This window comes from Pedobacter sp. MR2016-24 (assembly GCF_026239655.1).
Classification (GTDB): domain Bacteria; phylum Bacteroidota; class Bacteroidia; order Sphingobacteriales; family Sphingobacteriaceae; genus Pedobacter.
The window spans coordinates 379009-395946 of record NZ_JAPIVO010000009.1; the positions used below are offsets into that span (position 1 = coordinate 379009).

12 protein-coding genes are annotated in these 16938 nt (G+C 40.8%); 7 read left to right on the top strand and 5 right to left on the bottom strand.

The window, feature by feature from the left end; translation table 11 throughout:
• Positions 1-121: 121 nt before the first annotated feature.
• Positions 122-1552: a chromosomal replication initiator protein DnaA gene (gene dnaA / locus OQX62_RS24350; RefSeq protein ID WP_265834278.1), complete on the top strand. Its 1431-nt coding sequence runs from the start codon at positions 122-124 to the stop codon at positions 1550-1552.
• 80 nt (positions 1553-1632) lie between these two features.
• Here dnaA and OQX62_RS24355 read toward each other — a convergent pair whose 3' ends face one another.
• Entirely contained in the window at positions 1633-3216 is a 1584-nt protein-coding gene (locus tag OQX62_RS24355; RefSeq protein ID WP_265834279.1) for a protein adenylyltransferase SelO, read from the bottom strand.
• Positions 3217-3404: 188 nt separating this feature from the next.
• On the opposite strand from OQX62_RS24355, the gene OQX62_RS24360 reads away from it, so the two are divergent.
• The 4 genes from OQX62_RS24360 (at position 3405) to OQX62_RS24375 (ending at position 7716) form a co-directional block, all read left to right on the top strand.
• Positions 3405-3998 carry an RNA polymerase sigma factor gene (locus OQX62_RS24360; RefSeq protein WP_265834280.1) on the top strand — a complete coding sequence of 198 codons (594 nt, stop codon included), beginning with the start codon at positions 3405-3407 and terminating at the stop codon, positions 3996-3998.
• Between the two features lie 126 nt (positions 3999-4124).
• Positions 4125-5033 carry a DUF6515 family protein gene (locus tag OQX62_RS25075; protein ID WP_322973805.1) on the top strand — a complete coding sequence of 303 codons (909 nt, stop codon included), beginning with the start codon at positions 4125-4127 and terminating at the stop codon, positions 5031-5033.
• A gap of 38 nt (positions 5034-5071) precedes the next feature.
• Complete coding sequence (locus OQX62_RS24370; RefSeq protein ID WP_265834281.1) at positions 5072-5737, top strand: HAD family hydrolase; 666 nt, start codon at positions 5072-5074, stop codon at positions 5735-5737.
• A gap of 68 nt (positions 5738-5805) precedes the next feature.
• Positions 5806-7716, top strand: coding sequence for an AAA domain-containing protein (locus OQX62_RS24375; RefSeq protein WP_265834282.1), 1911 nt, complete (start codon positions 5806-5808; stop codon positions 7714-7716).
• A gap of 102 nt (positions 7717-7818) precedes the next feature.
• On the opposite strand, the gene OQX62_RS24380 is transcribed toward OQX62_RS24375, so the two are convergent.
• Complete coding sequence (locus OQX62_RS24380; protein ID WP_265834283.1) at positions 7819-8070, bottom strand: hypothetical protein; 252 nt, start codon at positions 8068-8070, stop codon at positions 7819-7821.
• Between the two features lie 36 nt (positions 8071-8106).
• The gene (locus tag OQX62_RS24385) at positions 8107-8340 is read right to left on the bottom strand and encodes a hypothetical protein (RefSeq protein WP_265834284.1); all 234 of its coding nucleotides are present in this window, start codon (positions 8338-8340) and stop codon (positions 8107-8109) included.
• A 209-nt stretch (positions 8341-8549) separates the two neighbouring features.
• On the opposite strand from OQX62_RS24385, the gene OQX62_RS24390 reads away from it, so the two are divergent.
• Entirely contained in the window at positions 8550-10796 is a 2247-nt protein-coding gene (locus OQX62_RS24390) for a PAS domain S-box protein (protein ID WP_265834285.1), read from the top strand.
• Here OQX62_RS24390 and OQX62_RS24395 read toward each other — a convergent pair.
• Both OQX62_RS24395 and OQX62_RS24400 read right to left on the bottom strand, forming a co-directional pair.
• Entirely contained in the window at positions 10793-11401 is a 609-nt protein-coding gene (locus OQX62_RS24395; protein WP_265834286.1) for an NAD(P)H-dependent oxidoreductase, read from the bottom strand. The genes OQX62_RS24390 and OQX62_RS24395 overlap by 4 nt on opposite strands.
• A gap of 118 nt (positions 11402-11519) precedes the next feature.
• Complete coding sequence (locus OQX62_RS24400) at positions 11520-12413, bottom strand: LysR family transcriptional regulator (RefSeq protein ID WP_265834287.1); 894 nt, start codon at positions 12411-12413, stop codon at positions 11520-11522.
• Between the two features lie 124 nt (positions 12414-12537).
• On the opposite strand from OQX62_RS24400, the gene OQX62_RS24405 reads away from it, so the two are divergent.
• Positions 12538-16689 carry a hybrid sensor histidine kinase/response regulator transcription factor gene (locus OQX62_RS24405; RefSeq protein ID WP_265834288.1) on the top strand — a complete coding sequence of 1384 codons (4152 nt, stop codon included), beginning with the start codon at positions 12538-12540 and terminating at the stop codon, positions 16687-16689.
• Positions 16690-16938 lie beyond the last annotated feature (249 nt).

Sequence of the window (16938 nt, forward strand, 5' to 3'; positions counted from 1 at the left end):
TATAAATAAGGTGAGATTTTATCTGTAAATGTTGGTAATTTTTAGGATCTTCGCACTCCCAAAACGACATATAGTTAGTTGTTTATTTGAATTGAAAACCGATATCTTTTAGAATATATATATGCAGAAAGCTTGTACTGAAGTGTGGAATAATTGTCTCCAGATAATTAAGGATAATATCCCGAACCAAAGTTTCAAAACATGGTTCGAACCGATCTCTGCCTTAAAACTGGAAGGACCTGTTCTGACTGTACAAGTACCAAGTTTATTCTTCTACGAGTGGTTAGAGGAGCATTATGTAGGACTTCTGCGTAAAACTGTAAAACAACAACTGGGTGAAGAAGGACGTTTAGAATACAATATTGTAGTAGACAAATCTTCTAACAGCGGCAATCCTTATACAACAAGTATCCCTTCTAATGGTAATGGTGGCGCGTCGAAATCACAGTCAATGCCAATGCCTGTGGCAATTAACAAAGACATCAAAAATCCATTTGTTATTCCTGGTTTAAAAAAACTGAATGTAGACCCTCAGCTGAACTCAAATTATACATTTGATAACTATGTTGAGGGCGACTGTAATCGTCTTGCCAGGTCGGCCGGTTTCGCCGTAGCGGCAAAGCCTGGTGCAACCTCTTTCAATCCACTAATGATATATGGTGCAGTGGGTTTAGGGAAAACCCATTTGGTTCAGGCGATAGGAAATGAGATCAGACGGGCATTGCCGGATAAACTGGTTATTTATGTATCCTGTGAAAAATTCTGCCAGCAATTTGTTGAATCGCTGAAAAACAATACGATTAATGATTTTGTGAATTTTTACCAGGCAATGGATGTCATTATCATGGATGATGTACATAATTTCGCCGGAAAGGAAAAAACACAGGATATCTTCTTCCATATCTTTAATCACCTCCACCAGTCGGGCAAACAAATCATCATTACTTCGGATAAAGCACCAAAAGATTTATCTGGTTTGGAAGAACGCTTGCTGAGCCGTTTCAAATGGGGACTTTCTGCTGATCTGCAGATTCCCGATCTGGAAACAAGAATCGCTGTACTGAGAAAGAAAATGCATGCTGACGGTATCGAACTGCCAACTGAGGTGGTTGAGTATGTGGCAAATAACATCGACAATAATATACGTGAACTGGAAGGCGCTATGGTTTCCTTACTTGCGCAGTCAACACTCAATAAAAAAGATATCGATCTGGCTTTAGCTAAATCTATGTTAAAGAACTTTATCAAAAATACAACAAAAGAGATTTCGATGGATTATATCCAGAAGCTGGTTTGCGAATATTTCGAAGTGCCGGTTGAAATGGTTAAATCTCCGACACGTAAACGTGAAATTGTTCAGGCGCGCCAGATTTCCATGTATCTGTCCAAAAGCCTTACCAAATCTTCGCTGAAAAGCATCGGTGCTTTTTATGGCGGAAGAGACCACTCTACAGTAATCTATGCTTGTCAGACGGTTGAAGATTTGATTGATACGGATAAAAAATTCAAAGGATACGTGACAGATATTCAGAAAAAGCTGAAAATGAGTTAATGTTCATTTCTGATACAAAAAGAGAGCGCCTGCAGTATTGATAAAATAATGCAGGCGCTCTCTTTTTATATCAGAAAATTTTAGGAACTGCAGGATAGTGTTGAGCTTCCGGGCTGTTCACTTGCCCACTCTGGTCTTAAAGTGAAGAACTGGTCATGTTCGCGGGAGTAGGGAGTTCTCATTGCTGTCTTCAGTGCTTCAAATAAAGTATCATCTCCCTTTTCCATTCCTTCAATAGCCTGATGTAAGAGGTAGTTTCTCAAAATAAATCTTGGATTATTGGCCCGCATACGCTCAAGACGATTTTCTGCTGAACTGGTGTTGTTTTTGATGCGCTGCAGATAGGTAATCATCAGCTGATAAAGCGCTGTACTTTGTTCCGTGTTAAGTGCTGCATACAATGCGGGTTTAAAATAAGTGTTCAGTGCAACTTCATTATCCAGATCCAGCGGAAGATCTATCAGTAGCTGGTAAAAGATAGTCATGTCGGGCTGTACTGTGGTCAGTGTCTGCTCAAACAGGTCAATTAAAGGTTTATCTTCTTCTCTTAGCTGATCTAGACCAATTTTGTCGGCCATCATTGCATAATATTTTGCGTAATAGATATCCCTGTAATCTTCTAATGCTGCTACCAGCTCATCTGTATTATCTAATAGGGGAGCGAGTGCACTGGCCAGACAGCCGAGGTTCCAGTAAGCAATGGTATGCTGACGACCAAAAGCGTATCTGCGCCCAGGCAGGTCTGTCGTATTTGGTGTAAAGTCCGGATCATAGGCATCAAGAAAAGAAAAAGGGCCATAGTCGATAGTTAGCCCCAATATCGACATGTTATCGGTATTCATCACCCCGTGAACGAAACCTACTCTGATCCAGGATGTCATTAACGCAGCGGTTTGCGCAACAATTGTTTTAAACCACGGTATAATCCTGTTTTCTCCCTTAATCTCGGGAAAAAACTTGTTGATAGTCCAGTCGGTAAGCTTTTGTAAATTTTCCAGCTCCTGTCGGGCTGCCAGCATTTCAAAATTCCCAAAACGCAGAAAACTTGGTGCTACCCGCATCACTATGGCACCGGGTTCATAAGCAGCGCGACCATCATAAAACATATCCCGCATCACCTGGTCGCCGGTACCAACCAAACTCAAAGCGCGTGTGGTTGGTACACCCAGATAAAACATTGCCTCACTCATCAGGTATTCGCGAATAGAAGAGCGAAGAACCGCCCTTCCATCGCCCCTGCGGGAATATGGGGTAGGTCCGGCACCCTTTAACTGGAACTCATAAGATAATTCGGCTGTGACTTCCCATTCGCCAAGTGTGATAGCCCTGCCATCACCCAACTGACCGGCCCAGTTACCAAATTGGTGACCTGCATAACATGCGGCATAAGGAAACATAGAAGCCGAAATGGTATTTCCTCCGATGATATTAACGTCCTCCGAATCAGGATCCTGTATTCCTAATTGTGCCGCCAGCTCTTCAGACCAGGCTAGTAATACCGGCTTTTTTACTGGCGTAGGTACAGCTCTGGCATATAAAAATCCGGGAGTTTGCCTTGGCCTCATATTATCTTCCCGATCACCATCAAATGCATTTACAAACTCGTTTTTAAAGGTTTTTGAGCTCAGCTTTTCCATCTCCGAAGATAATATGATCCTATTCATTCAAAGTTATTCTTTTGCCATATTATCAAATAATTATCGATGAAAAGCTGGTGATATGCCTATTCAGGCATCGGGAAATTTTGTGCAACTCTAGCAGTTAAAATGAACGGAATGAATGGCACTTTGATGCCTGAAATGTATAATTCTATTATACTTTTGCTTCTGTCTATTTAATTAATACTTTAATTATGGAAATTGTGCTTTCCGAATTTCCTGCTTTACATTTAGAATGCAGAGGCAGTTTACTACCTGAGATCCCTGATGACGAATTGTTAACGCAATTGAAGAAGGGAGATAATTTATCATTGTATAAGTTGTATCAAATGTATGCAGGACCATTATTAGGTATAATTTTAAAGTTTATCAAATATGATGATCTTGCAGAGGATGTATTGCAGGAAACATTTGTAAAAATTTGGAAATCAATTGATAAATATGATCCTGAAAAAGGCCGGCTTTTCACCTGGATGGCAAGGATAGCAAGGAATACGGCTATTGACTACCTGCGGGGACAGGCCTGTGCAAAAATATTAAAGACTACGGATATTGATGTCGCTTCACCGAATGTAGACAAGAGGAACTATGTTTCTTATAATACAGATACTATCGGTATTAAAGAATTGATCAATGTGTTGCCCCAGGCGCAAAAGCAGATACTTGACCTCGTCTACTTTCAGGGTTATACGCAATTAGAGGTATCTGACAGACTGCAGATCCCTTTGGGCTCAGTTAAATCAAAAATCAGATATGCGATACTGGTGTTACGGGCACATTTCGTATGAAAGATCAATGTGATGACCTGAAAGGGTGATTTATCATTATTATGTCAGCTTGTCATTAAATGAATCATTAGGGATAATCTTTTTAGCTGTTGTGGAGTCTTACATCCAAATTGATTTTATTTAATTATGAAAGCTTCAAATTATAAATCGTTAATTATCGCAACAGCTATATTGATTGTTAGCGGATTAACTGCACAGAGTGTATTTGCACAAAGAGGGGGAAGAGGCGGTGGAAGCAGCGCTGGTCGTGGGAGCGCAAGCAGAGGTAGCATGAGCAGAGGGGGCGGAAGTTTTGGTGGGGGCAACAGATCTGCTGCCATCAGAAGTCAGAATTTTGGTTCGGGGCGATCTTCTTTCGGACGGGGTACGATTGGGGCAGGAAGTGTTGGGAGAGGAGCTATAGGTAGAGGAAACATTGGAAGAGGATCTTTTGGACGCGGAAATATAATGAGATCAGGATTTGGAAGATCTTACGGTCGCCGCGGATATGGACGGCCGGGATATCGTGCAGGTGCCGGATTCGGCTATCGCAGGCCATATTATGGTTACGGTTATCGCAATTATTACAGACCTTATCTTGGATTTAGCTTAAGCATACTGCCTTTTGGCTACTACCCTTTTTATTATGGTGCTGATCAGTTTTATTATTCCGGTGGTTTGTTTTACAGGCAATATGATAATGAATACAAAGTAGTTGTCCCGCCAGTAGGTGCAGAAGTACCTGATTTGCCTAAAGAAGCAAATGAAGTAGTGATCAATGGCGAAACTTATTACGAATACAAAGGGGTTTATTATAGTGTATCACAAAATGCCGATGGTAAAACAGTTTATATTGTAGCTGGTAAAGATGGTGTTTTAAACACCGACGGTAACGCTGATACGGCACCTCAGGCAGGAGAGATCGTAAACGAACTGCCTGAAGGAAGTCGCGAAGTATTTCTTAAAGGCGAAAAATACTACGTATCACCAGATGATATTTATTATGAGGAAGTGGTTGACGGTAAAAGTATCACTTACCGGGTTGTGGGTCAGTAATGGGTTGTTTAAACAGATAAATTGTTTTAATTTGCCCTATGACAAAATTTAAGGCACTTTTATTTGATCTTGACGGTACTTTGGTTGATTCTGAACATTTTCATTTCAATACCTGGAATGAATTACTTGCAGAATCTGATGTTCAATTAGATTATCATGATTTTTTAAAAAACTATGCAGGCATTCCATTGCCTGGAAATGCAAGCAGATTAAAAGAATTATATGTAATCGATACTTCCCTGGAAGATTTAATTGCCCGTAAGGAATGGTTAACCGTAGAGCGTTTAAAAACCAGCGAAATTAACCTGATGCCATTTGTACAGGAGAGCATGGACTATTTTTTCAGTAAAGGAATTCCAATGGCGCTGGTCACTGCAAGTAAACGCCCGGATGTTGATGAGATGTTCCAGAAGAATGGGTTGGGTAAATTCTTTAAACTACTCATTACGAGGAGTGATGTGAAAAACAGTAAACCTGATCCGGAATCTTATCTTCTCGCGGTTGAAAAGCTTGGTTTTGCGCAGGAAGAATGCCTGGTCTTTGAAGATACACTGAACGGATTAAAAGCCGCTAAAGCTGCGGGGCTTACTTGTTTTGTGATCCAGGGAAATGTAGATGACCATGAAAAATTAGCTGCGGCTGATCAGATATTCCTGAACTTCGAAGAGGCAAGGGATTATTTAATTGTAAATGATCTGATTTAATTACCGGTTTTATCCGCTATATACAAATGCCGTCCCTTCAGGATGGCATTTTTTTTATCTTTGTGAAAATGGACTATTTTAAAAACCTGCTCGGTTTATTAAAGACCGAGCGTGAAGAAGATCTTAAATCTTACCTCAGACTAACGGAATCATCTTCTGTTTCAGACCGCAGGGCTAATGGATTAAGCTGGTATCCAATCGCTATCAGGGGCTCAGAAATGAGCAGGGGAGATTATCTTACGGTCGAATTAGAGCGGACTACACATCAGGAATTATCTCATCAGTTCCGTTTTGGCTCATCTGTAGTTTTATTTTCCAATCATGATCCCAAAATAGACAGGCTGGAAGGTGTTATTGGCTACATTGGCGGTAACCGGCTTAAAATAACGTTGCGTACCGATGAACTGCCGGATTGGGCGTCAGATGGCAAATTGGGTTTGGATCTTTTGTTCGATAATAACAGTTATGATGAAATGCAAAATGCGCTTAAAGTGGCTGATAATCTTGCAGATGGCCCTGAAGAAAGCAGGTTGCAGCAGATCCTGACTGGTAAAGTTTCACCAGGTTTTAATACACAGCCTTTTATATATGCTGTTCCCGGTTTAAATACAGTTCAGCAAGCGGCGGTACACCAGATTCTAAGCGCAAATGAACTCGCTATCGTTCATGGTCCCCCGGGAACAGGAAAAACCACCACGCTGGTCCAGGCCATCAAAGCACTGATCAAACAGGATCATCAGCAGATATTGGTCGTAGCGCCGAGCAATACGGCAGTTGACCTGCTCAGTAGTAAGCTTGCAGGAGAAGGACTAAATGTGATCCGGGTAGGAAATCCGGCAAGGGTTTCCAATCAGCTGGCGTCGCTCACGCTTGATCATAAAATGGCAGAGCACAGCAGCATGAAACAGGTCAAAGCACTGAAGAAACAAGCGAATGAATTTAAGCATATGGCGCATAAATACAAACGCAACTTTGGCAGGGCAGAGCAGGAACAGCGCAAAGCTCTTTTTAATGAAGCAAAAAAGATCAGTAAAGAAGTAGGAGATATCGAGCAATATGTAATTGACGACCTGATGGGAAAGGCGCAGGTAATTGCTGCCACCTTAGTCGGCGCAAATCACTATACCATCCGTAGCCGTAAATTTAAGACGGTAGTGATTGATGAGGCAGGACAGGCACTGGAACCTGCATGCTGGATACCCTTAATGAAGGCGGATAAGGTTATTTTTGCAGGTGATCACTGCCAGTTATCGCCCACCATTAAATCATCTGAAGCAGCAAGAAAAGGATTAAGTACCACATTGCTGGAGAAATGTGTGGCCTTATATCCGGAGGCGGTTACATTACTGGAAGAACAATACCGGATGAATGAAAAGATTATGCAGTATTCATCGCAGGTGTTTTATGAGAATAAATTAAAAGCAAATAGCATGGTAGCCAAACATGTGCTGTTTAATGGCGACCTGCCTGTTGAATTTATAGATACCTCAGGTTGCAGCTTTGAGGAGAAATCTGAAGGTACAAGTACTACAAATCCTGAAGAGGCGGCCCTTTTATTGAAACACCTTACACAACTGGTTACCATACTGGATCAGGAACACAGGCCGGAGGACTTTCCAACTATAGCCATTATTTCTCCCTATCTGCAACAGATCCTGGTTTTGAAAGATTTGCTGCTCAATGCTCCTGCCCTGCAGGTATATGGAAACAAAATCGCTGTAAATACAATAGATAGTTTCCAGGGCCAGGAACGTGATATCGTTTATATCAGTATGACCAGAAGTAATGCTGAAGGGATAATCGGTTTTCTGTCTGATATCAGGAGGATGAACGTGGCCATGACCAGGGCAAGAAAAAAACTGGTTATTATTGGTGATAGTGCCACTTTATCAAGATTATCTTTCTACGCGGATTTTGTAAGCTATGCGGAAAAGATAGGGGCTTATAAAAGTGCCTGGGAATTTATGGATGTCGACTAAAAAGAAACGGGGAGCAACCTTTCGATTGTTCCCCGTTATCTAAATTAACGCTCTCAGGTATATAGACGTCAAATCAAATTAATTATTGTGTAGCTGTTCAATTTAATCTTCTTTTTTTAGATTATCCAGGTAAACCGTCAGCACATTTTTTAAATACAACTCAGGTTTAGGCATTTTAATGACTGTTCCTTCTTCTTTATCTTGTGATTGTTTGATATAATTTGCTTTGATCTTTCCCCAGTCTTTTGAATACAGCTGGATAAAAGTATCTACAAACTCTTTATCCGTATATTCTTTTGGAAGCTTGTTCAATACCGCTTCAATTTTTTCTTCTTTTCTGTGTAATACTGCCATGTTGTTTCTTAGTCCTGCAAAGTTATGCAATAATCATTAAGGTTGCATACGCTTATATTGATCTGTAATCAGTATCAGCAGGTCCTGATTAATTTCCGCCTTATCATCTGCGTTCCAGTTCCCGCTCTCACCGGATTTAATTTCGAAATTCTCATGATCCTCCAGAGACACAATGTGACTGGTGTCCGTACCCTCGGTGACTACATGAACAGATACGGGCAACGTTTCTTTTTTATAGTCAACTTCAAATTTGATTACCTTGTAACTCATGTGGTAAAGGTAATCATGAAATTTAATAACAAAAAACAGTATTCATCTAAAATGAGTATATTACCTGCACCTACTCTGCTTGCTATCAAATGGTTTTAGCTGGGAAAATGCTTAATTCCGGTCTCAATTTTTGTAATGTATTTTGGTAAATAGTCAAAAAACATTCCTATAATAGCTAAAATAAATTCGTTATTTTCAATAATTCGCTCATGAATTCAGCAACAATAAGCCCTGAAAAATTATTGGACCTTTATGAAAGGGCAAATGAAATGGCCCGGCTGGGCATTTGGGAAATGGATCTGGTTCAGGCAAAATTATACTGGTCTTCCGTAACCAAACAAATTCATGGTGTTGCTGAAGATTTTGAACCGGATGTATCTTCAGCGATTAATTTTTTCAGAGAAGGTGCCTCAAGGGAGAAAATACGTCAGCATTTTAAAGAAGCGGAACTATATGGAACACCTTATGATTTAGAATTGCAGCTGTTGACTGCTGATGGTAAGCCATTATGGGTGAAAGCAAGTGGAAGAGCAGAATTTCATGCGGGCAAGTGTATCAGGCTTTATGGAACTTTCCAGGATATTGAAGAAGAAAAAAAACAAGGCATAAAACTGCTGAATAGTGAGATCAAGTACCGCTCTATCGTAGAGAATTCGCTTTACGGGGTATTGCTCACTATTCCCGGGAAATGCGTTTTACAAGCCAATCAGGCTGCATTGGATATGTTTGGTTACACAATCGAAGAATTCAGGAAACTGGATCGTTGTAAGGTACTGGACTGCAGCCATCCAAACCTGCCGGACTTTCTGATGCAAAGGGAAAAAGAAGGAAAAGCCAGTGCAGAAATGGTGGCGAAGAGAAAAGATGGAACACATTTCCCCTGTGAGCTATCTGCCGCTAAATTTACGGACAGCGATGGTCAGGAGCTGAATAGCCTGGTGATTATAGATATTTCTGAACGAAAAGCTGCAGAAGAAAAGATGAGGTTGAGCGAAGCGCAATTCAGGGAGGCATTTGAACATTCTGCAATCGGCGTAGCGCTGTTTGATCTCGACGGGAAATGGATGAGGGTAAATAAAGGACTGTGCAATATGCTTGGCTATAGCGAGGAAGAACTAGTGAACAGCCGTTTTCAGGACCTGACACATCCGGACGATGTAGCACGTAACCAGCAAATACTGAATGATCTGATTGAAGGGATAAGTGATAACTATCAGCAGGAAAAAAGATATATTCATAAAAATGGGCATGTGGTGTGGGTGCTGATGGGGGTGTCTATGTTAAGGGATGTAAAGAATAATCCACTGCATTGTATCTCGCAGATTCAGGACATCACCAATATTAAAGAAACGGAACGTGCATTGGCGGTAAGCGAAGAGAAGTATAGAAAGATATTTGAAAATATTCAGGATATCTATTACAGCACTGATCAGAATGGAATCGTCACTGAAATCAGCCCTTCTATTGAAAAGTACTATAACTTTAAGCGGAAAAATGTGATAGGCAACTCCGTGAATGATTTTTATTTTTATGAAGAAGATCATCATAAAATTATGAATGCACTGCAAAATGATCATACGGTAATTGATTTTGAGGTGAAACTGAAGACGAATAGCAATGAGTTACTCTATGCATCGGTAAATGCGAGGCTGTTGGTTGAAGACGGCCTGATTACGGGTACTGAAGGAAGTATCAGAGACATTACTTTAAGGAAGTTACAGGAAAATGAGCTGAAAACGCTGAACAAAGAATTAAAGGCGCTCAATACACATAAAGAAAAATTACTATCCGTTATAGGCCACGATCTGAAAAACCCTATTGCCAACGCACTTAAGTTATCTGAACTGGCTTTGATGGATAGCTTCGACACGACTAAAGAAGAACTGGTAGAGTATGTACATAAAATGCATGCCGGCCTGGGTAGTGCGCATGAATTGCTGGAGGATTTGCTGAACTGGGCAAAAAGTCAGTTTAATTCTATTAGTTTTAATCCGGTCTATATTCAGGACCTTAAAGTACTGCTCGAACAGGGAATCAAAAGAGCAGGTCCTTCTGCTGAGACAAAAGGAATTCAGTTATATGTGTCTGCAAGTAATGATATCCACTTAACAGCCGATAAGGATATGCTGGATACAATTTTGAGAAACCTGATCTCTAATGCTATCAAATTCACAAATGCCGGTGGTACCATTACCTTGTCTGCGACCCTTGAGATAAATACGGTAAATTTTGCTGTGATCGACACAGGAAGCGGAATCTCTCCGGAAATTGCCAGGCAACTTTTTGACAAGGGCTTTAGCCACACGACTTATGGAACTGCGGGAGAAAAAGGAACTGGTTTGGGGCTGGACCTTTGCAGGGACTTCGTAGAAAAACACCAGGGCAAAATCTGGGTAGAAAGTAAAGAAGGGGAAGGAAGTGCTTTCTATTTTACCATTCCCCTCCGGAAATGTTAAACCTTAGCAGGCTCAGTAATAAATGTTTTAGTCAGGTGCGCCCGGTATTCTCTCATATCTCTTTCCACATCGGCGTTTTTTTCAATATCGTGAAAGTGCATACTTTCCAGTGGAAGCATCCCTGTAAAAGCATTCATGCGGTGAAATCCGAATAAAGGGCCTTCATCGACAGATTTTCCCATGAAAAATTCTTCTGGTATGGTAAATGCTTCCTCTGGTGCATTCCAGGAAGTTGTAAGCATATATTTTCTGCCATTCAACATTCCGCCTGTACCATAATTACGGGTGGGATTGGCTGAGCGTCGTCCATCGCTATGGTAGATTCCGTTGGCATGTCCCTGCGTAAATACCACGTCTATATATTTTTTAAAGCCATGTGGCAGCTGAAACCACCAGATAGGGGTATGGTAAATGACCACATCTGCCCAGACATAGTTCTCTACTTCCTGCTGAGCGTCGTAATCATCATTTACATTGCTCATACGCACTTCAAAATCCGGATGATTGGTGAAATAATCTACCGTAACATCGGTTATTGTTTCGTTAAAGCGACCACCTGAGTGACCGAATTTTTGTCCGCCGTTTATTACAAATATCTTTGTCATTTTGATTGTTGTCTTTCTTTTATGATTTACATGACAAAAGTAAGTTCAATCAACGGATGGTTAAAATAGCATAAATCATATCTAACTATCATAAATATAATAGATGCTGCTGTAAAGACTACATTACTTTTCTGATCAGGTCTTTTATTGACCGGATCTCGTCTTCATACAATGTTTTCTTTCTGGTCGCAAAATAAAGTATGTTTTCGAGTATGGTATTTCCCTCCCATATCACTTTTACCTGCTCACTTTCAATTTCTTTTTTACCCAAATGGTTCGGGATTACCGCCAGGCCGGTTCCGCCGCTCAGGCAACGGACAATGGAATTCAGGTTGGGAACAATATAATTCGGCCTGAAATCGGGGTATTTATTGAAATTGAGCTGCCAGAATCTGCGCAAATGTTCCATATCTCCTGTAGTACCATACCATTTATATTTTTTAAACCATTCCAGTACAGCATTCATATCTCCCTCACCAGCTAATGCGTTAAATTCTTCGCTGTCCACGTCCATTCCACCAAGTAATACGATTCGCTCAGATGAAAATGCTTCATGTTCGATGTTAGTCGTAGTGCCGGTTTGCGGGGTGATGATCAGATCCAGAATACCTTTTTCCAGGTTATCCAGCATTTCGGGGTATTCACCAAATTGTATGATCAGGTTAAATGGGAGCGTAGAGACATAAGGTTCGAGCGTAATCTGAAAGGTTTCAAAACACATACCTACACTGATTGTCGGCGTATTTTTTTCATTACTTCTCTGGAAGTTTTTCTCCGCATCCTCTAATTTAGAGAGGGCCTCAGTGATGAAATTATAAAATACCTTTCCTTTTTCTGTAGGCACCATCTTTCTACCGGTACGGTCAAATAATTTATAGCCGATATAACTTTCCAGGGAACTCAAATGCAGACTTACGCCTGGCTGTGAGATAAACAGAGATTCCGCAGCGCCAGTAAGGGTGCCACTTTTGTAAATCGCTTTAAATGTTCTGTACCACTCCAGATTAACCATTTGACAGATATATTATTAAAATAATAGGAGTGCCAAAATTAAACATTTTAGTGATGGTTTCAGGTGAGATTGACCATTAATTCTAACAAAAAAAATGTAATTTAGACGGCCAATATAATCCTTGATGCTGCACCGAAAAATCATCTTTTTACTCTTAACTGTTTTCATTTCAAACCTGACTTTTGCGCAGCAGGAACAGGTAAGATTTTCTAAGATTGACGTTTCAGATGGCCTTTCTCATAATCAGGTAAATACGATACTTAAGGACACCAAAGGATTTATCTGGTTTGGTACACTCGCCGGGTTAAACCGGTATGATGGTTATCAATTTAAAGTTTTCAAACATAACCCGAGAGATACGACATCAGTGATTGATGATTTTATTACGGGTATCTTCGAACTGCCTGATCACAGACTTTACATAGAAACCAGGGGAGGACCGAATATTTACAATCCTGATAGTGAAACTTTTGAAAGAGACATCAAAGGGTATTTACGTACACTCAAGATAAACGCCGGGACAATTAAGGGTACCATAATTGATAAACAGGGTAATTTTTGGCTCAATGCGCTTGATCAGGGTATATTCAAATATAACACGGCAAAATCGGCTACACTCCACCTGAAATGTGGTGCAAATGTCCCAGATGGATTAGCTGCGGCACCGGTTTCTTCGTTTCAGCAGGATGTAAATGGAAATATCTGGGTAATCCACACCGATAAGGCAATAGAACTGCTTGAAACTACTACAGGTAAGGTTAAACGCAGAATACTTAATTTTCAGCTGAAAAAACCTTTAACTGACCAGGATCTGAGGCTTTTTGCAGACAGGGCGGGCGACTTATGGATTTATGCAATGAGCGCCCAGCATGGCATTGATTATTATGCTCCGGCTACGGGCAACACCAGATTTATTGATAAAGGCAAGGATGGATTAAATAGCAATCTGATCAATGGTATCGTGGAGGATGACAAAGGGCAGATCTGGATAGCGACCGATCATGGAGGGATTAATCTCCTGAATAAAAAAGATTTTAGTTTGAGGTATCTGGTGAATAAAGAGGATGACCTGAAAAGTATAGGACATAATAGTGTGATTAGCCTTTATAAAGATGCCTCGGGTATTATCTGGGTAGGAACGTTTAAGAAAGGGGTAAGTTTTTACCATGAAAAGATTCTTAAATTCCCCCTCTACCGGCATCAGTCGAGACTTGCCAACGGACTCTCCTATGAAGATATAAACCGTTTTGCAGAAGACAGTTCGGGTAATTTATGGATAGGTACCAATGGGGGCGGACTGTTTTATTTTAACCGGAAAACGGGGCAGTTCATACGATACATGCATCAGCCTGCAAACAGCAATAGCCTGAGTAATGATATTATTGTCAGCCTCTATATTGACCGGAATAAGGTGCTTTGGATAGGTACGTATTTCGGGGGACTGGACAGTTATGACGGAAACAACTTCAGGCATTACAGGCATAACAGCAAAGATCCATCTAGTTTGAGTGATGACCGTGTTTGGGATGTAAAAGAAGACCGGAAAGGCAATCTTTGGATCGCCACACTGAGTGGTGGATTGGATCAGCTGGACCGCAAAACAGGAATTTTTAAACACTATAAGGCGGGTGAAAAAAATAGTATCCGCTCCAATTTCGTTTCCTGCATTACTGAGGATGAGGCAGGAAATATATGGATTGGTACCTCTGATGGTGTCGATAAATTGAAAACAGATGGGCGCTTTGTACACTATGGCTATGTAGCAGGAAAGACTAATTCATTGGTTAATAATGTTGTATATGACATTATGGAGGACAGCTATGGTTTTATATGGATTGCGACAAGGGATGGCTTAAGCCGTTTAGATCCCGCACGTAATCAATTCCGGAACTTTGATGCCAGAGACGGACTCACGGAGAAAGCGACATTAAAAGTAGTAGAGGATAATCAGAGAAATCTGTGGGTCAGTACTTCCAATGGCTTGTATAATATCATCCCGGAAAAGTCCGGCAGTAGTGATTTTAACTATTCTTTCAGAAAATATGATGATCATGACGGTTTACAGGGAGTGGCCTTCAATGCAAATGCTGGCTTTAAAACCAGCAGGGGCGAGATGCTTTTCGGAGGGGCCAACGGCTTCAATTTGTTCCAGCCACAGTATATCAGGAACGATAATAGTAAACCCGAAATCGTACTGTCCGATTTGCAGATCAACAACAGAAGTGTAGGTATAGGCGAGCAGGTGGATGGTCGTTTACTGCTGAAGAAATCAATTTCTTTTACAGATGAACTGGAACTGAAATACAATCAAAATGGTTTTACGCTGGAATTTGCAGCACTCAATTTTTTTAATCCTCAAAAAATTAAATACAGGTATAAACTGGAAGGGTTTGACAGCAAATGGCAGGAGCTTCAAGGCGGAACGAGAAGGGCAGTTTACACGAACATCGATCCGGGAGACTATGTTTTTAAAGTTGTCTCAACGGACGCATCAGGAAATTGGGTGAAAAATGAGAAGAGCCTTCATATCACCATTTTGCCACCATTCTGGAGAACTTATTTCGCTTATTTGTTATATATCATAGCAATAGGTGCAACCCTGCTCTTTATCAGACACAGAGGTATCCAGCGCATCAGAAAAGAGTTCCTGCTGGAACAGGAACGTCTGCAGGCAAAACGCATTCATGACCTGGATCTGCTGAAGATTAAATTCCTGACGAATGTTAGCCATGAATTCAGGACTCCCTTGTCTTTAATCATTACACCCCTGGAAAAACTGATCAGACAGGCGCGTGATTCAGAGAAACAGCAGTTGCAAATGATTCAGCGTAATGGAAGAAGGTTGTTAAATCTGGTGAATCAGCTGCTCGATTTCAGGCGGATGGAGGTTCATGAGTTAAAACTGCATCCAAGGACCGGCGATCTGATTTTATTTATTCAGGAGTTATCACTTTCCTTTACTGATGTGGCAGAACGAAAAAATATCAATTTTACCTTCAATACTGACAGGCCGCACCTCCTCACCGATTTTGATCATGACAAGATGGAAAGGATCCTCTTCAACCTGCTATCTAATGCCTTCAAATTCACACCTCAGGACGGGGGCGTGAGGGTGAGTATCGAGACAAGCGACAGGGGACAGCAAAAGACAGAACTGCGACTGATTGTTAGCGATAGCGGAATTGGGATTGATAAAGAAAAACAGGATAAAATCTTCGACAGGTTCTTCCAAAGTGACATACCGGACTCTATGGTTAATCAGGGGAGTGGTATAGGTTTGTCTATTACCAAAGAGTTTGTTAAACTCCATGGAGGTACTATTCTGGTGGAAAGCGTAATTGACGAAGGAAGTAAATTCACTTTAATATTTATATTTGATGAAACAGGAAAGAAAGCCGGCATCCCTCAGCTAAAACCTCAGGAAAAGATTCACTTACAGCTTACTTCACCCCTGGAACCTGTAAGTGGACCTTCGCCGGAACAAATACAGCTTTTTGCATTGAAAAGTAAAAAACCGATCTTGATGCTGGTGGAAGACAATGATGATTTCCGCTTTTATCTGAAAGATAACTTAAAGGAATATTACCAGATTGCCGAAGCTGTGAATGGTAAAGAAGGATGGCAGAGGATTTTGTCTGTACACCCCGACCTGATTGTGAGTGACGTAAGTATGCCCGAAATGAATGGGATTGACCTGTGTAAAAAGTTGAAGTCAGATAAGCGTACAGCGCATATACCAGTGATTTTACTTACCGCCCTTACAACAGAAGATCAACAGCTTACGGGACTGGAAACGGGAGCAAGTGATTATATGACCAAACCATTTAATTTTGAAATCCTTTTGTCTAAAATCAGGAATCTCCTGCAACAGCAGGCATTGTCTAAAAAGACTTACCAGAAACAGGTAGATTTCAAACCTTCAGAAACAGAAGTAGAATCGGTTGATAATAAATTTATCAGGCAGCTGGCAGTGCATATAGAAAAACATTTATCAGATTCTTCTTATTCAGTAGATCAGTTAAGTGCTGATATGAATATGAGCAGGGTAGGGCTTTATAAAAAGATATTACCCCTGACAGGCAAATCGCCTATAGAATATATTCGTTCCTATCGCCTGCAAAAATCTAAACAGTTGTTATTGAAATCCCAGATGACTATTGCTGAAGTCGCCTATCAGGTAGGGTTTAGTAACCCTAAACATTTCAGCAAATATTTTAAGCAGGAATTTGATATCCTGCCCTCGGCTTATGCTTCATCCATAGCTAAGGAAGACTGACGGCAGGCTTCCCTGACAAATTTTATTGAGGCAGTAACATCTGTGCAGTTTGCTGCTGCGTATCGCACATATTTAAGTTCGGGTAGCTTAACTTGGTTTCGGTAAAATCTGATTCATCGGTTAATATTTCCCGCTCAATTTTCCACTTAAGCCAGTTTTGTTAACATTTGGATACCCATTTGTTATCATTTGGATGACCTCAGATTTTACAATTCCTGATACTTTTAGAGCTCAAACAACTGAATATAA

What these genes read in the sequence shown, in the direction of transcription:
- dnaA (WP_265834278.1), top strand. Translation starts at nt 122, where the DNA reads ATGCAGAAAGCTTGTACTGAAGTGTGGAATAATTGTCTCCAGATAATT.
- OQX62_RS24355 (WP_265834279.1), bottom strand. Translation starts at nt 3,216, where the DNA reads ATGAATAGGATCATATTATCTTCGGAGATGGAAAAGCTGAGCTCAAAA.
- OQX62_RS24360 (WP_265834280.1), top strand. Translation starts at nt 3,405, where the DNA reads ATGGAAATTGTGCTTTCCGAATTTCCTGCTTTACATTTAGAATGCAGA.
- OQX62_RS25075 (WP_322973805.1), top strand. Translation starts at nt 4,125, where the DNA reads ATGAAAGCTTCAAATTATAAATCGTTAATTATCGCAACAGCTATATTG.
- OQX62_RS24370 (WP_265834281.1), top strand. Translation starts at nt 5,072, where the DNA reads ATGACAAAATTTAAGGCACTTTTATTTGATCTTGACGGTACTTTGGTT.
- OQX62_RS24375 (WP_265834282.1), top strand. Translation starts at nt 5,806, where the DNA reads ATGGACTATTTTAAAAACCTGCTCGGTTTATTAAAGACCGAGCGTGAA.
- OQX62_RS24380 (WP_265834283.1), bottom strand. Translation starts at nt 8,070, where the DNA reads ATGGCAGTATTACACAGAAAAGAAGAAAAAATTGAAGCGGTATTGAAC.
- OQX62_RS24385 (WP_265834284.1), bottom strand. Translation starts at nt 8,340, where the DNA reads ATGAGTTACAAGGTAATCAAATTTGAAGTTGACTATAAAAAAGAAACG.
- OQX62_RS24390 (WP_265834285.1), top strand. Translation starts at nt 8,550, where the DNA reads ATGAATTCAGCAACAATAAGCCCTGAAAAATTATTGGACCTTTATGAA.
- OQX62_RS24395 (WP_265834286.1), bottom strand. Translation starts at nt 11,401, where the DNA reads ATGACAAAGATATTTGTAATAAACGGCGGACAAAAATTCGGTCACTCA.
- OQX62_RS24400 (WP_265834287.1), bottom strand. Translation starts at nt 12,413, where the DNA reads ATGGTTAATCTGGAGTGGTACAGAACATTTAAAGCGATTTACAAAAGT.
- OQX62_RS24405 (WP_265834288.1), top strand. Translation starts at nt 12,538, where the DNA reads ATGCTGCACCGAAAAATCATCTTTTTACTCTTAACTGTTTTCATTTCA.